Consider the following 15,037-nt stretch of genomic DNA (forward strand, 5'->3'; position numbering starts at 1 on the left):
TCGACCACGGGCCCTAGTGGAGGCGGGCCAGCAAGTGGGCGTCGAGGAAGCCCCGTTCGGAGGCCGGATCGTGGAGCAACCGGGCGAACGTGACGAGCCCGGCCCCGGCCAGCAACTCGGCGAACCGGTCCACCGGCCAGCTGTAGGCGGGCGTCACCTTGTGGTCGAAGCGGACCGGCTCCGGTCCGTCGGTCGCGAAGAACGAGACCAGGAGCAGGCCCCCTGGTGCCAGGACACGTACCTGCTCGGCGAGCAGCGCGGGCAATTCCCCGGGCGGGGTATGGATCATCGAGTAGTGGGCCAGCAGGCCGCCGAGCGCGCCGTCCTCGATCGGCAGGGCCTCCATCCGCGCCTCGTCGAACCGCAGCGCCGGATGGGCTCGCCGGGCGTGGTCGACCATGCCCGGGGAGAGGTCGAGCCCGAAGGCGTCCAGCCCCAGGTCGTGCAGCATGGCCGTCAGATGTCCCGGCCCGCACCCGACGTCGGCTGCCCGCGGGTTCCCCGTCCCGCGTACCAGCTCGGCGAAGGTGCCGATCATGTTCCGTGAGAACGGGTGCGTCTCCAACCGACCGGCGAACATCGACGCATAGAGCTCGACGACCCCGTCGTAGGCCGCCCTGGTCTCATCCTGGTGCTCCATCACGGGAAGGGAAGCTAACACCCGCGCACGTCCGCGGCTTCTCCGGGCTCTGGTCCACCCGGTGCTGGTCGGCGGCGGCGTTCCGCAGGCGTCGCCGGGCGGGCAGGCGGGACTTTCGCAACAGGCCCTGGGTCTCAAGCGACCGTGAGCACGATCTTGCCCTGGATGTGTCCTCGCGAGGCGCGTGCGTGCGCCGCACGGGCATCCGCGAGCGGAAACGTGCTGTCTATCGCGACGCGAACCGTGCCCGCGTCGAGCAGGCGTCCCGCTTCGGCGAGCTGCGCGCCGTGCGAGCGGACCTGGGTGCCCGAGACCGTGACGCCCAGCCTCGCGGTCTCGTCCTCGTCGTATTCGCCGAAGAACACGGGGAACAGGGCGCCGCCGCGCTTGAGCGTGCGCAGGAAGCGGCTGCTGTCGCGACCACCGACGGCGTCGAGAACGAGGTCGACGCCGCTCACGAGTTCCTCGGGGCGACTCTTGGTGTAGTCGATGAACTCGTCGGCGCCCAGCTCGCGCAGGAACGATTCATGCGCGCCCGATGCCACCGCGATCACATGTGCGCCCTGCCATTTCGCCAGCTGTAGTGCGAAGTGCCCCACGCCGCCCGCGGCGCCGTTGACGAGCACCGTAGTGCCGGCGCCGAGGGCCACCGGGCGATGCCGCGCCGCCTGGAAGGGCGACGGGTGATCGTGTCCGAGCTCGATCAGGAACTGCCACGCCGTCAACAGGGACATGGGCGCCCCGGCGGCGTGCACGTGATCGATGCCGGCCGGCTTGCGCGCGAGGTCCGACGCGGGCGCGGCCACGTACTCGGCATATGCCCTGCCGTCGAAGCTGGGAAAGCGAAGGAGACCGAAGACTTCATCACCGACGGAGAAGCCGCCCACGTCCGCGGCGACGGCTTCGACGACACCCGACACATCCGTCCCCGGAATCACGGGCAGGTCGAACTTCGGCCTCGTCTCCGGAGGTATGTTGCTCAGCCCGTCGCGCAGGTACCAGTCCGGAGGATTGATGCCGACCGCATGAACGCGGACGAGCACCTCACCCGGCCCCGGCTCGGGAATCGGTACCTCGTCGTATCGCAGAACCTCAGGACCGCCGTGCTCATGCAGCCGGATCGCCCTCATCGTGTGTTTTGGCATCGTTTCCTCCTCCCCCCTTCCGGGGGGTACGCTGACTGGATCAGTGATCCGGTTATCCGGACCACTGATCCGAATATATGGACCACTGATCCGGATGGTCAAGTGGACCACCGATCCGGATAACCGGAAGAGGATGGATGCGGGCCGACGCCAGGAAGAATCGGGACCACTTGCTCGCCGTCGCGGGCGCCGTCATCGCCGAGCAGGGCTCCGAGGCATCGCTGCGCGACATCGCACGCAGGGCCGACATGGGGCTCGCCACACTGCTCCGTCACTTCCCTACGCGCGAGGCACTGCTCGACGCCTTGCTCCGCACGAGTTTCGACGAGCTGACGGCAAGGGCGGGCGAGCTCGAAATGTCGAGCTCGCCCGAAGATGCTCTCCTCTCATGGCTACGTGACTGCGTAGCGTGCGCACGCGAGTATCGGGGCGTGACAGCGCTGATGACGGCTGCCCTTGAGAACACCGAGTCCGCACTCCATGCTTCGTGCGTCACCATGCGCGCAGCCGGCACGGGGCTCCTCGCCCGTGCTCAGGCCGCGGGGACGGCGCGGACCGACATTGATGGCACCGATCTGTTCGCACTGGTAGCGGCGCTCGCATGGCTCGGCGATCAACCCTCGCTCGCGCCACGCGCCGATCACCTCCTCGACGTTGTCGCCGGCGCGATTCTGACGAGGGCAGGGAGCAGCGACGCCGAGGGGGAACGCCGCCCTCGGGCCCGTGGCTGACATCGTCATGCGCGGGACGGCGTGAGTCCGCGTGGCCGGGGTGCTGACGTAACTCGTCCAGCTTCTCGGCCAGTTGGTCGACGATTTTGGCCGGCGCCGGTTCGGGCACGCCGGAGCGGCCATGACTGCATGGTCACCGTGCCGGACGCGCTCACCGGCCTGCTGTTGAAGGCCGGCTGACCGGTTGCCGGTGTGAGGTGGCCGGCCGCTGGGTGCAGCGGGTTGTGGCGGTCACGTACCGCTGTGCCGCAGACTGGGACCGATCACTATGACCGACCAGGGGATGGATTTCATGGCCGATCGGCCCTTGACGCTGATGGCGGTGCACGCCCACCCGGACGACGAGGCAACGGGAACGGGGGGTGTCCTGGGGCGTTATGCGGCGGAGGGTATCCGCACGGTGCTCGTCACGTGTACCGACGGTGGCTGCGGTGACACCCCGGGGGGTGCCAAGCCGGGCGACCCCGGGCATGATCCGGCTGCCGTTGCCGTGATGCGTCGAGGCGAGCTCGAAGCGAGCTGTGAAGTCCTGGGGGTCGGTCATCTCGAGATGCTCGGGTACGCCGACTCCGGGATGATGGGCTGGCCGGCCAACACCGCGCCCGGATCGTTCTGGAGCACGCCCGTGGAAGAGGCCGCCGCCCGGCTGGCCGAACTGATGCTGCGGTACCAGCCTGATGTCGTCGTGACCTACGACGAGAACGGGTTCTACGGCCACCCCGATCACATCCAGGCGCACCGGATCACGATGGCAGCGCTGTCGATGACCGGGACGGCGTCGAAGGTGTACTGGACGACGGCGCCGCGCTCGATGATGAAGGAGTTCGGGCAGATCATGCGCGAGTTCGGCGCCGAGTGGGAGGAGCCGGATCCGTCCGAGGCGGAGGCGGGGCCCGAAATCGGCCTGCCGGACGAGGAGATCACCACGTGGGTGGACACCACTGAGTTCGGCAGCCAGAAGTTCGACGCGCTGGCCGCGCATGCCAGCCAGAGTGAGAACATCTTTTTCCTGCGGATGGGCAAGGAGAGGTTCACCCACCTCATGGGGGTGGAGACGTTCGTCCGGGTCCACGACACCACCGGCGCGCCCCTGCCCGAGAACGACCTTTTCGCCGGCCTGCGCTGAGTTCCGGCCGTACAGCGGCCCGCTGTCTCGGGTAGCGAAATGAAGAACGGGGTGGACAGCCGGACGGCAACGGCTGAAGGTGGTCGGCATGCTGTCTCTCCAGAGCATCCCTTGTACGGTTGGCCGCCGGACCCCGCTCAGCGAGGCGGAACGCGTCCGCGTGCTCGACGAGTTCAACGCCGCCGTGCGGCGCCCCGACGCGCACGGAGGGCTCGCGTGCGTGCCGCTCTTCCTCGATGCCCTCGCCGAGGACGAGGCCCTGCCCGACGGCACGCGGTGGATCGTGGACGACAACGCGCGGTTGGACATGGCGGCATTGCTGCGCTACCGCTTTCCCCAGCCGGAGATTCACGTGGTGGCCGCGGAGTACGGCGCCGCAGCTCACAAGCGTGGCTGGCTCCGTCTCGATCGAGCCTTGCGGACTCGCGAGTACATGAGCCTCGTCGAGACAGCCGAATGCTGGGCGGAGACCGACCGCACGTTCGACGATGTTCTGCAGGTGTATGGTCGGCCGTCCGCGATCTTCGGCGACCAAGATCCGTGCTCGGCCAAGACCCTCGGCTACGCCTCCAGTGAGGGGACCGCTCCGCTCGCGGTTTTCCACTTCGGCGAGGCGGGAGACGCCCCGTCGGCACGCCTGCTCGCCTTCCGGATCGGTGACGACATGTTCGGAGCGGGCATGGGCTTCACCCCGTTCGGTGACGCCGTCGCTGACGAGCGCGAGAGGCGTCAACGCTGACCCGGCCACGCTGACGCGCGCACGATCGGCCAAAAGTCGGGATCGCGATTACCTTGATGGGACCTGCTGTGAACCCGTCAGAGGTGGACGATGAAACCGAGGGTCCTGGTCAACGAGGTGAAGGGCGAGGGGCCACCGGTCGTCCTGGTGCCTGGCGGGCTCACCGGATGGGTGTCGTGGACGCCGCTCGCGGACACCCTGTCCGCGAGACGGCGGACCGTCAGGGTGCAGCCGATCCACAACGAACTCGGCACGGCCGGAGAGCGCGGGGACCCCGGGTACACCGCGGCGACCGAGCGTGCATCGCTGCTCATGACGATGGACGCCCTCGGGGTCGAGACGGCCGACTTCACGGGATGGTCCGCCGGCGGGCGGGCCCTCATCGAGTTCGCCCTGGCCCACCCTGAGCGGGTGAGGACGCTGACGCTCGTGGAGCCCGCGGCGTACTGGATCCTCGACGGCCTGGGCGAGTCCACCCCCGAGGTCGCCCGATTGAACCAGTTCCTGCATGCACTGGCCGGACAGGACGTCAGCGAGGATGACCTGGCCGAGTTCCTCGAACTCGCCGGACTCACGCCGTCGAAGGACCAGGCCCGCGACCACCCCGCCTGGCCGCGCTGGGTCCCGCACCGGATGGCCCTGTCCTGGAGCTCGGAGCAGGCCGACCGGCCCGACCGCGACATCGCCGAACTCGCCGGCATCCGGTGCCCTGTCCTCCTGGTCCACGGCTCCGCGACCACCGACTGGCTCAAGCGGGTCGTCGCCGTCCTCGACGCACGGCTGCCCGACACCCGGGTTCTCGAACTGCCCGGCGACCACGCCTGCCACCTCGAGGACCCGGACGCCTTCCTTGCCGCGTTGGAGCGACACTCGGCTCAGTGAGCGGGTGGTTCTGCTGCCGATGCGACGGCCTGGTCGAAGTCCGACTCCTCGGCGGCGACATGCGCGGCAGGCCCGCCGGGCAGCGCGCGACCCGCTCAGGAATCGCTCACGCCGGTTCCGGCGGCCGGTGACGGAGCCTGGTGGTGTTCCGGCGCGAGGGTCGCGGCGCCGGCCTCAGGGTGGGACTTCGCGAGAGCGCGTTCGGCCCAGCGGGTGGTCGGGGGGATGGCCAGGCCGGTGAGGGCGAAGCCCAGACCTACGATCCACCAGCCGATCCGGCCCTGGTCGATGCAGAGGGCGATCAGCACGGAGGGGCCGAGGGTGGTGCCCAGGCCGAGGCCCATTCCGAACAGGCCCTGGTACTGGCCCAGGGACTCCTTGGGCGCGAGGGCGAAGGACAGTTCGAAGCCCCCGGCGGCCTGCCAGATCTCGCCGAACGTGTGGATCGTGACGGCCGTGAGCAACACCAGCACGACGGCCCACGCGGGCAGTCCGGGCAGCGCGGACAGGGCGGCGCACGCCAGCAGGAAGGCGAAACCGGCCTTGCGGAACGCGGCCGCGGCGGCGGGCACGGTGTCAATGCTCCGGCTCCCTCGCACCTGGAGGCAGACGACGAGCGCGGTGTTGGCCAGCATCACGGCCGAGACCGACCAGTGCGGTGCCGAGGTCCGGCCGAGCAGCCAGAGCGGTACCGCGACGGTCAGCACCCGGTACTGCACGGCCATCAGCCCGTCGAGGACGGTGAGCACCACGTAGGGACGGTCCCGCAGCGCGATCCACCTCGGGCCGGGGCGCGCGTTCAGCGGCGGCACGCTGGGCATGAAGCCCGCCATCGCGGCCCCGATCGCGTACGACACCGCGCTCGCGCCGATGATCAGCACGTACGCGGACCTGGTGTCGCGTTCGATCGCCCAGGCCGCGACGACCGAACCGGCCGCGATGCCGAGGTTCGTCACCGCCCTGAGGTAACCGCGGAACTCGGCCGGCTTCTCACCCCCGTATTTCTGCACCAGGGGACTGCGCGCGGCGGGACCGGCGGCCTGCGCGACGGCGCTCAGCGTCGCGCAGACCACGAAGGTCCCGAAGTCCCTGGTGAGGCTCAGCCCGGCCATGGCGAGACCGCCGACGAGCAGTGTGACCGTGTACACGGCACGCGCGCCGACCCGGTCGGCCAGATGGCCGATGGGGATGCCGGCCGCCAGCGACACCGCGCCCGCGACGCTCATGCCGAGGCCGACCTGTGCCGCCGGCAGGTGCAGCCCCCGGGTCAGGTACAGCACACCGGCCGTGAGGTAGATGCCGTATCCGAGCATCGTCAGCAACGTCGCCGCGGCCAGCAGGCGTTGCGGTCTTCCCAGGGGAAGCAGTGCGGGCATGGGTCGCCCCTTTCCTTGTCCGGGCGCTACCGCTGCAGGAGCGCCAGTGCGCTGTTCATGCCGCCCCCGAAGGCCGCGAGCAGCACGGTTTCGCCGGAGCCGATCCGTTCCTCGCGCCATGCCTCGTCGAGCGCGACAGGTATGGAGGCGGCGCCGGTGTTGCCGAGGCGGTCCACGTTGACGTGGGTCGTCGCCGACGGCAGTGCGAGCAGTCCGGAGAGCTCGCCGAGCATGACGCCGTTGGCCTGGTGCGGTATGAAGTGCCGTATCGATTCGGCCGGTACGGCGTGTTCCGCGAGCAGTTCGTTCACCAGCTTCGGTACGACGTCGGCGACGAACTCCCGTACCGCCCGTCCCTCCATGCGGAAGTGGTGGCGGCCGTCGCGTACCGTCCGCTCCGAGGCGGGCAGCCTGGAACCACCGGCCTCGACCCGGATCAGGTCCTGGGAACCGCCGAATCCGCGCAGCTTGGCGGCGTACAGTCCGCGTCCGCGTGCCACCGGGCCGAGGACCACGGCGCCGGCGCCGTCGCCGAAGAGGACCGCGGTCCTGCGGTCCTCGGGGTCGAGGATGCGCGAGTACACGTCCGCGCCGATGACGAGTGCCGCGCCACCGGAGCCCTCGGCGACGAGGTGTCCACGGGCCAGTGCCAGGGCGTAGACGAAGCCGCTGCACACGGCGTTGACGTCTACGGCGGCCGCCTGGACGGCACCGATCCGGTCCTGGACGAAGCTCGCGGTGGGCGGCTGGGGCTGATCGGGTGTGGAGGTGGCGACGACGACGAGGGAGATGTCCGAGGCGTCGAGACCGGCCGCGGCCAGGGCGCGCCGCGCGGCGCACGCCGCCAGGTCGGAGGTGGCCTGGTCGGCGGCCGCCCGGTGCCGGAGGCGGATGCCGGTCCTGTGCTCGATCCAGGCGGCGTCCACCCCCGCGGGTGCGGCGATCTCCTCGTTGGGGACGATGCGTTCGGGCACGTAGGAGCCGGTGCCCAGAACGCCGATGACGTGGTTCATACCGGCCGTCCTCGGGGCGTTGCGGGTGGTCGTGGGGGCAGCGTCGACGCCGTGCGGGTGGCGGCCCATCAGGCGGACGGGCCGGCCGAGCCCTCGGGCTCCACCGTGAAGCGGACGGATTCGACGAGTTCGCGCGCCAGCTTCTCGGCGGCCGGGGCGTCCTCCGCGCCGACCACGATCAGTCCCGCGCGGTCGCTGGACCTGCGGAGCGGCCGGATATGGTCGCCGGGGCCGACGGACAGTTCGGCGTACAGCACCGCCGGGTGGCGGCGCACCTCGTCCCACCCCGCGACCGAGAGCAGCCGGCCGGGCGGGGGAGTGAAGTAGCGGACGGCCGCGCCGCGTTCAGGCAGATACTCGGCCGGTCCTCGGCGGCGCCCGAGCAGGTCGTCGTAGACGACGCCGTACAGGTCGAGTCCCGGGAGGGCGTGTTCGAGCATGCGGTGGATCCAGTCGCCGCCGTAGCGGCCGTGGACCTCGCCGAGCACCACGTCGTCCGCGGTGAGCCAGAGCTCCACGTGGAAGGCGCCGGCGCACAGGCCGAGGGCGCCGAGTGCGGCGGTGACCCGCTCCTTGACGCGGTGCTCGTCGGCCGGGGAGAGGACCGCGGGAAGCGTGTGTCCGATCTCGACGAAGAAGGGTGGCTCGGCCTTGTCCTTCGCCGTGATGGCGAAGATGTGCGGCTGCCCGTCCAGGAACACGCCTTCGACGCTGAACTCCGGTCCGGTCACGAACTGTTCGATGAGGAAGCGGCCCGGGTCCGGGAGCGCGGCAAGGGCTTGCCCGAGGTGCTCCGGCGTCTCGACCAGGCTCACGCCGATACTGCCCATGGCGTCGCGGGGCTTGACCACCCAGGGGCCGGGGACCTCCGCCATGAACGCCTCGGCCTCGGCCGCGCCGCCGCACAGCCGCACCGGCGGTTGGGGGAAGCCGGCCTCGGACAGTGCCGCCCGGCACAGGTCCTTCGTACGGATACGGCGGACCGCCGCGGGGGGATTGCCGGCGGCGCCGACGGCCCGCGCGGTCTCCGCGACGGTGACCTGGGCCATCTCCTGCAGTGCGTAGACGGCGTCGATCGGCCGGCCCTGCGCCGCCTCGTCGGCGGCCCATCGCGCGGTCTCCAGGGGATCGCCGAAGTCGACCGCCGAGACGGCGTCGGCGGCGGCGAGCACGTCAGGGGTCGCGGCGAGCGCGGCGGCCGGGGCGACGACGTGGGTGCGGATACCGCGTGCGCGGGCCTGCTCCAGGGCGTCGGTCACCATGGCGAGGCTGACGGTCACGGCGCGGGCGCCGCCGACCAGCAGCAGGGTGGGGCGAGGAGTGGGCTCAGCGGACATGTTCGCTCCGTTCCGGGGCGGGCCGGACCGGCTGTCCCGGCGGGGGCCCTGAGGATTCGTCGGGCAGCAGCACGGCCAGGACCTGGCCCGCCGCCACGGGGGCGTGCAGCGCGCAACCGAGCTTCTCGATCGTGGCGGGAGCGGGCGCGGTGAGGCGGTGTTCCATCTTCATGGCCTCGATCACGACGACCGTCTCACCGGCTTCGACCCGGTCCCCCTCGGCGTGCGGGAGGGAGACGACGACGCCGGGGAGCGAGGCGCGCAGGACGTTGTCCGACGCCGCGGCGTCCCGGTCGGAGCGGACGTCGTCGGTGATCGTGAACCGGTTGCCCCCGATGCACAGTTCGACGTCCGCGCCGACGCGTGTGCCGAACCACCGGTGTCCCCCGGCGTGGCCGGCCCACACCGCCCCCTGCCGGGTGATGCGGACGTCGACGGTCCGGTCCCCGACCCGGACGGCCAGGACCGAGCCGTTCCGGGCCGTGATGGCCGCCTGCCGCCGGCTGCCACGGCAGCGGACCGTGATCCGGCCCAGCGGGGCGTCGGGCGCCAGCGCCGCGCGGTCGAGGGGCCCCAGCCGCCCCCACCACGGGGAGGCGGTTTCGGGCGCGGGCATGGCCGCCATCGAGGCGGCACAGGCGATGGCGAGGTCCGCGGTCTCGTGGCCGTCCGCCGGTGAGACGCCGTCCACCAGGTGCGTGTGGGTACGGCCCGCCCGTACGCGGGGTTCGCCCAGCAGATGGGTGAGGTAACCGACGTTGGTCGTCAGGCCGAGGATGGTGGTGGAGCCGAGCGCCGCATCCAGCCGGCGCAGTGCCGCGGCACGGTCCGGGCCGTGCGCCACCAGCTTGGCGACCAACGGGTCGTAGTGCTGCGAGGCCTCGCCCGCGGCGTCGAAGGCCGCCTCCACCCGCACCGACTCCGGCCATCGCGTGTACACCGCCCGGCCCGGCGCCGGCCGGAATCCGGCCGCGGGGTCCTCCGCGTACACCCGGCATTCGATCGCGTGGCCGCTGCTGGTGATCTCCTCCTGGGTCACCGGCAGCGGTTCGCCCGCCGCGACGCGAAGCTGCCACTCGACCAGGTCGATCCCGGTGATCTCCTCGGTCACGGGGTGCTCGACCTGGAGCCGGGTGTTGACCTCCAGGAAGTAGAAGTCTCCGTCGGGCCCGAGGATGAACTCGAAGGTGCCCGCGTTGACATAACCCAGTGCCCGCGCCCCGCGGACGGCGGTGCTGAGCATCGCTGTGCGTACGGACTCGTCGAGGCCGAAGGCCGGGGCTTCCTCGACGATCTTCTGGTGCCGGCGCTGGAGCGAGCAGTCCCGCTCGTACAGGTGGACCACGGAGCCTTGGGCGTCCCCGAAGACCTGCACCTCGATGTGGCGGGGCGACGGGACGTACCGCTCGGCGAGCACCCGCCCGTCTCCGAAGGCGGCGCGTCCCAGCCGGACGGCCTCGGCCGCCGCGTCGGCCAGCTGGGATTCGTCGGTCACCACCCGCATGCCCTTGCCGCCTCCTCCCGCGGCGGGCTTGAGGATCACGGGGTAGCCGATGCTCCGTGCGTCCGCGGCCAGTTGGGCCGGCGACTCGGTGGCCTCCGGTGAGCCGGGCAGGACGGGCACGCCCGCCGCCGCCATCAGCCCGCGGGCCGTGGCCTTGTCGCCCATGGCCCGGATGGTCTCCGGCCGTGGCCCCACGAAGGTCAGGCCCGCCTCGACGACCCGCTCGGCGAACCGCGGGTTCTCGGAGAGGAACCCGTAGCCGGGGTGGACCGCGTCGCACCCGGAGCGCAGCGCCGCGTCGATCAGCGCGTCGATGTCGAGGTAGCTCCGCGCCGCGGGGGCCGCGCCGACGCGGACCTTCTCGAAGGCGCCGGTCAGGTGGTCGGCACCGGCGTCCGCGTCCGAATACACGCAGACGTACTCGACGCCGAGCCGCGCGCAGGTGCGGGCGATCCGCCGCGCGATCTCACCACGGTTGGCGATCAGGATTCGTTTCAGCACGGCCCCTCACATCCTGAAGACGCCGAAACGCGTCTCCTGTTCGGGCGAGCCGGCGGCCATGGCCAGGCTCAGCGTCATCCAGTCCCGGGTCTCCACGGGGTCGATCACCGCGTCCACCCACAGCCGCGCCCCGAAGTAGGCGGGCTGTGACTGTTTCTCGTACGCCTCGACGATCGGCTGCCGGATCGCCTGCTCCTCCTCGTCGGTGAGCGTCCTGCCCTGCTTGGCCAGTTGGTCCTTGCGGATCAGGGCCATCACCGTCGCGGTCTGTTCCGCGCCGACCACGGTGGAGGAGCCGCTCGGCCACATGGCCATGAGCCGGGGGCCCATCGACCGGCCGCACATCGCGAAGTTCCCCGCGCCGTAGCTGCCCCCGATGACGATGCTGAACTTGGGGACGCGCGCGGTGGAGACCGCGTTGACGAGCTTCGCCCCGTGTTTGGCGATGCCCTCGGCCTCGTACTGGGAGCCGACCATGAAGCCGTTGATGTTGTGCAGGAACAGCAGGGGGATGTCCCGTTGGACGCACAGCTCGACGAAATTGGCCGCTTTCAGCGAGCTGTCCGGGAAGAGGATGCCGTCGTTGATGACGACGCCCACCGGATACCCCCCGATGCGGCCGGTGCCGCAGACGATCGTGGTCCCGTACCGGGCCCGGTACTCCGAGAACTCGCTTCCGTCCAGCAGCCGCGCGAGGATCTCGCGGGCGGGGATGTGCTCGCGCAGCCCGGCACTGACGATGCCCGGCAGTTCGGCGGGGTCGTAGAGGGGTTCCTGGGGCGGGACGGGTGGCTCGCTCACGGTCGGCGCGGGGTGGCGGGACACGATCTCGCGGACGAGGTCCAGGGCGTGCTCGTCGTCCTCGGCGAAGTGGTCGGCCACGCCGGAGACCCGCGTGTGCAGATCGGCTCCGCCCAGCGTCTGAGCGTCGACGACTTCGCCCGTGGCCGCCTTGACCAGCTGCGGTCCGCCCAGGAACACCGTGCCGGTGCCGCGTACGATCACCGCCTCGTCGCACATGGTCGGGATGTACGCGCCGCCGGCCGTGCACGATCCCATGACCGCGGCGATCTGCGGGATGCCGGCGCCCGACATCTCGGCGATGTTGCGGAAGATCCGGCCCAGGTGGTGTTCCCCGGGGAAGAGGTCCTCCTGGAGGGGCAGGTACACCCCGCCGGAGTCGACCAGGTAGACGCAGGGCAGGCCGTTCTCCCGCGCGATCTCCTGCGCGCGCAGGTGTTTGCGCACGCCGAGCGGGAAGTATGTGCCGCCCTTGACCGTGGCGTCGTTCGCGAACACCGTCACCAGGCGGCCGGCGACCACCCCGATTCCGGTGACCAGCGCCGCCGAGGGCACCGGCTGGTCGTACACGTCGTGGGCGGCCAGCTGCCCGATCTCCAGGAACGCGGTCCCCGGGTCGAGCAGCCGGGAGATCCGCTGCCGTGCGGTGAGCTTGCCGCGTTCGGCGTGCTTGCGGCGGGCGCGGTCGTCGCCGCCGGCCACCGCCGCTTCCCGGGCCCGCTCGACGGCGTCCCGTCTGATGTCGAAGTCCTCGGCGTTGCGCCGGAAGGTCTCTGATGCGGTGTCGATGTTCGAAGTGAGTACAGCCATCCGCTGACGTCCTCGGCTCCCCTGTTGACGCGCTGATCTCCGTGATCGCGCGGTTCCCGTTGACTCATGGACTCGTGGCTCGCGTGCGGCGGTCGGGGACTCAGCCGAGCTGGTCCCGCCACTTCTTCAGCAGCAGGCAGAAACGGTCGACGTCGGCCTTCTGCATGTTGGCCCGCAGCATCAGCCGCAGACCGGCCTTCCCACGGCCGATGACGGGGAAGAAGATCGGCGAGGAGTAGAAGCCCTCCTCGAACAGCCGCTGGGCGAGCCGTACGGTCGCCCCCTCGTCACCGAGGTTGACGTGCCGGATCGGCAGGCCGTCGCCGTGCTGCTCGGTGGTGATATGGCTGTCGAAGAGCGCGATGTTCTCCTGCAGCCGCCGCTGGAGGTCCGTCAACTCCTCCGTCTTGTGCAGCTCGACCGAGGCGAGCACCGCTCCGAGCCCGGCCGTGTTGATCCGCTGCGACCACATGATGGGGCCGCCGTTGCGGATGGCGAGGGTACGTCTGCGCGCGGATCCGCGGGGGCCGAGCAGCACGGCACCGCCCGAGGCTCCGAAGCCCTTGTTCAGGGAGGTGATGATCAGCGTCCCGTCGTTGATCTCGCCCATCTCGCTCAGTACGACGCCTCGTCCCCGCTCGCCCACGGTGGAGATGCCGTGGGCCTCGTCGAAGAAGAGGAACAGGCCGTACTTCTCCTGGAGGCGCAGCAGCTCCCGGACGGGCGCCTGGCCGCCGGTGCTGTACACGCCGTCGGCGACGTATGCGACCCGCTTGTGCTGCTTGCAGAGTTCTTCCAGGGCCTCGACGTCGTTGTGCCGGACCGTGGTCACCTCGGTCTCGTCGGCGACGCTGGGCTTCATCGCGTTCAGGCAGAAGTGGGCGTTGCGGTCGAAGACCATGAGCGGCGGCTCACCGTCGGTGAACAGGCCCGATGCGACCAGGGGCAGGGCGGCCCAGGCCGCGGCGGCGCAGGAGGCCACGGTGACCACCTCGGCGTCCAGCAGGCCGGACAGCGCCTCCTCCGCGTTGCGCAGCGACTCGAACCGGACCCGCATGCGGGACGTCGAGGTGTTGAGCGCCCCTTCGGCCAGCACGGCGTCGGCCGCGGCCCGGACGAGTCTGGGGTGGGTGTCCAAGCCCAGGTACGAGTACGACGACATGTTGATGAACTCGCGTCCGTCGTCTATCGCCCGGTGCTCTCCGTCGCCGAGTCCCTTGACGACGACGTCGAACAAACCTGCCTCTTCGGTGACGTCCCAGAAGACGTCACTGACTTCTGCTGACTTCTTGACGTTGAGGAATGCGTGCATGGTGCGTTCTTTCACAGCCTTAGGTCGTGGGGAATTGCGCGGTAAGCGTACGGAGGTCCGAACCAGAAAAGGAGCAGAAATGGAGCAGAAATGGACCAGGAATGGAGCAGGAAATGGACCGGGTACGGATCAGGAGTAGACGTAGAAGCCGCGACCGCTCTTCCGCCCGTGCCATCCGGTCTCGACCAGCCGCAGCAGCGACGGCGGAGCGGCATAGTGCGGCTGCTTGAACTCCTCATGCAATGAACCGGCGATGGCGGCCACGACGTCGAGCCCGATCAGGTCCGCCAGTCTCAGCGGCCCCATGGGGTGGGCGCATCCGAGCTCCATGGCCAGGTCCACCTGTTCCGGCGAGGCGACGCCCTCCTCGACCATCCTGACGGCTGCCAGCAGATAGGGGATGAGCAGGGCGTTGACGACGAAGCCGCTGCGATCGGTGGTGCGCACGCACGTCTTGTCCAGGACATCGGTCGCGAACTGCTCGACGCGTGCGCAGATCGCCTCGTCGCTGAGCAGGGCCGGCACGATCTCGACGAGCCGCAACGTGCTGACGGGGTTGAAGAAGTGCATGCCGATCACCCGCTCGGGCCTGCTGACGGCACGGGCCAGGGTGGCGATCGAGAGGGAGGAGGTGGTCGAGGCGAGTATCGTCTCCGGCGGGACGGCCTTGTCCAGAGCGCCGAAGATCTCGCGTTTCACGGCCCCGTCCTCGCGCGCGGCTTCGACGACCAGATGCCGGTCGGCCAGCTCGCCCAGGTCGGTGGTGACGTGGATACGGGCGAGGGCGTCGTCGCGTGCCCCGTTGTCGAGCTTTCCCTTCGCCACGCGCCGGTCGAGGGACTCCGCGATGCGACGGGGCGCCCCGATGAGCGACGATTCCCGGGAAACCATCAGACGAACGTCGAGACCACGCACGGCGCAGAGTTCGGCGATGCCGGCGCCCATGGTTCCCGAACCCACGATTCCCAGGCGTGTGATGGGTTGGTGCTGCACGTCCTTGCTTAATTCCGCAGGGTCAAGAGGCACAACGAACTCCTGAAGATCGGCGCGGAGTAGCGGGTTGGGGCTTGAGCCTTCTTGCCCCGGGACAGGACCGTAGGCAGTGCCCGGGACTCCCACA

Annotated in this window: 13 protein-coding genes; 4 read left to right on the forward strand and 9 right to left on the reverse strand. The window is 70.4% G+C overall.

The features are described from left to right. Positions 1 to 13: 13 nt before the first annotated feature. Positions 14 to 643, reverse strand: coding sequence for a class I SAM-dependent methyltransferase (locus ACH45E_RS16145; protein WP_361438469.1), 630 nt, complete (start codon positions 641 to 643; stop codon positions 14 to 16). A 131-nt stretch (positions 644 to 774) separates the two neighbouring features. Then, on the reverse strand, positions 775 to 1,785 hold the full coding sequence (locus ACH45E_RS16150; protein ID WP_361438467.1) for an NADP-dependent oxidoreductase: 1,011 nt from the start codon (positions 1,783 to 1,785) through the stop codon (positions 775 to 777). A gap of 137 nt (positions 1,786 to 1,922) precedes the next feature. Here ACH45E_RS16150 and ACH45E_RS16155 point away from each other — a divergent pair, with 137 nt between their 5' ends. The 4 genes from ACH45E_RS16155 to ACH45E_RS16170 all read left to right on the forward strand — a co-directional run bounded on the left by ACH45E_RS16155 (position 1,923) and on the right by ACH45E_RS16170 (position 5,263). Continuing rightward, positions 1,923 to 2,516, forward strand: coding sequence for a helix-turn-helix domain-containing protein (locus tag ACH45E_RS16155; protein WP_361438465.1), 594 nt, complete (start codon positions 1,923 to 1,925; stop codon positions 2,514 to 2,516). Between the two features lie 292 nt (positions 2,517 to 2,808). Further along, positions 2,809 to 3,642 carry a PIG-L family deacetylase gene (locus ACH45E_RS16160; protein WP_361439133.1) on the forward strand — a complete coding sequence of 278 codons (834 nt, stop codon included), beginning with the start codon at positions 2,809 to 2,811 and terminating at the stop codon, positions 3,640 to 3,642. A gap of 88 nt (positions 3,643 to 3,730) precedes the next feature. Continuing rightward, on the forward strand, positions 3,731 to 4,381 hold the full coding sequence (locus tag ACH45E_RS16165) for a hypothetical protein (protein ID WP_361438463.1): 651 nt from the start codon (positions 3,731 to 3,733) through the stop codon (positions 4,379 to 4,381). A 90-nt stretch (positions 4,382 to 4,471) separates the two neighbouring features. Then, positions 4,472 to 5,263, forward strand: coding sequence for an alpha/beta hydrolase (locus tag ACH45E_RS16170; protein WP_361438461.1), 792 nt, complete (start codon positions 4,472 to 4,474; stop codon positions 5,261 to 5,263). Between the two features lie 95 nt (positions 5,264 to 5,358). On the opposite strand, the gene ACH45E_RS16175 is transcribed toward ACH45E_RS16170, so the two are convergent. The 7 genes from ACH45E_RS16175 to ACH45E_RS16205 form a co-directional block, all read right to left on the reverse strand. Further along, on the reverse strand, positions 5,359 to 6,639 hold the full coding sequence (locus ACH45E_RS16175; RefSeq protein ID WP_361438459.1) for an MFS transporter: 1,281 nt from the start codon (positions 6,637 to 6,639) through the stop codon (positions 5,359 to 5,361). A gap of 26 nt (positions 6,640 to 6,665) precedes the next feature. Continuing rightward, positions 6,666 to 7,652 (reverse strand): ketoacyl-ACP synthase III, encoded by a 987-nt coding sequence (locus ACH45E_RS16180; RefSeq protein ID WP_361438457.1) that lies wholly within the window; start codon positions 7,650 to 7,652, stop codon positions 6,666 to 6,668. Between the two features lie 68 nt (positions 7,653 to 7,720). Then, on the reverse strand, positions 7,721 to 8,989 hold the full coding sequence (locus ACH45E_RS16185; protein ID WP_361438455.1) for an ATP-grasp domain-containing protein: 1,269 nt from the start codon (positions 8,987 to 8,989) through the stop codon (positions 7,721 to 7,723). Then, positions 8,979 to 10,994 carry a biotin carboxylase N-terminal domain-containing protein gene (locus ACH45E_RS16190; protein ID WP_361438453.1) on the reverse strand — a complete coding sequence of 672 codons (2,016 nt, stop codon included), beginning with the start codon at positions 10,992 to 10,994 and terminating at the stop codon, positions 8,979 to 8,981. Before ACH45E_RS16190 ends, ACH45E_RS16185 begins: the two co-directional genes overlap by 11 nt. A 6-nt stretch (positions 10,995 to 11,000) precedes the next feature. Next, positions 11,001 to 12,605, reverse strand: a complete 1,605-nt coding sequence (locus ACH45E_RS16195; protein ID WP_361438451.1) for a carboxyl transferase domain-containing protein — start codon at positions 12,603 to 12,605, stop codon at positions 11,001 to 11,003. Positions 12,606 to 12,705: 100 nt separating this feature from the next. Continuing rightward, positions 12,706 to 13,917: an aminotransferase class I/II-fold pyridoxal phosphate-dependent enzyme gene (locus ACH45E_RS16200; RefSeq protein WP_361438449.1), complete on the reverse strand. Its 1,212-nt coding sequence runs from the start codon at positions 13,915 to 13,917 to the stop codon at positions 12,706 to 12,708. A gap of 129 nt (positions 13,918 to 14,046) precedes the next feature. After that, positions 14,047 to 14,943 carry a 3-hydroxybutyryl-CoA dehydrogenase gene (locus ACH45E_RS16205; protein WP_399040826.1) on the reverse strand — a complete coding sequence of 299 codons (897 nt, stop codon included), beginning with the start codon at positions 14,941 to 14,943 and terminating at the stop codon, positions 14,047 to 14,049. Between the last annotated feature and the right edge of the window lie 94 nt (positions 14,944 to 15,037).

The sequence above is a fragment of the Streptomyces sp. NPDC020299 genome (genome assembly GCF_044387825.1).
Taxonomy (GTDB): Bacteria; Actinomycetota; Actinomycetes; order Streptomycetales; family Streptomycetaceae; genus Streptomyces.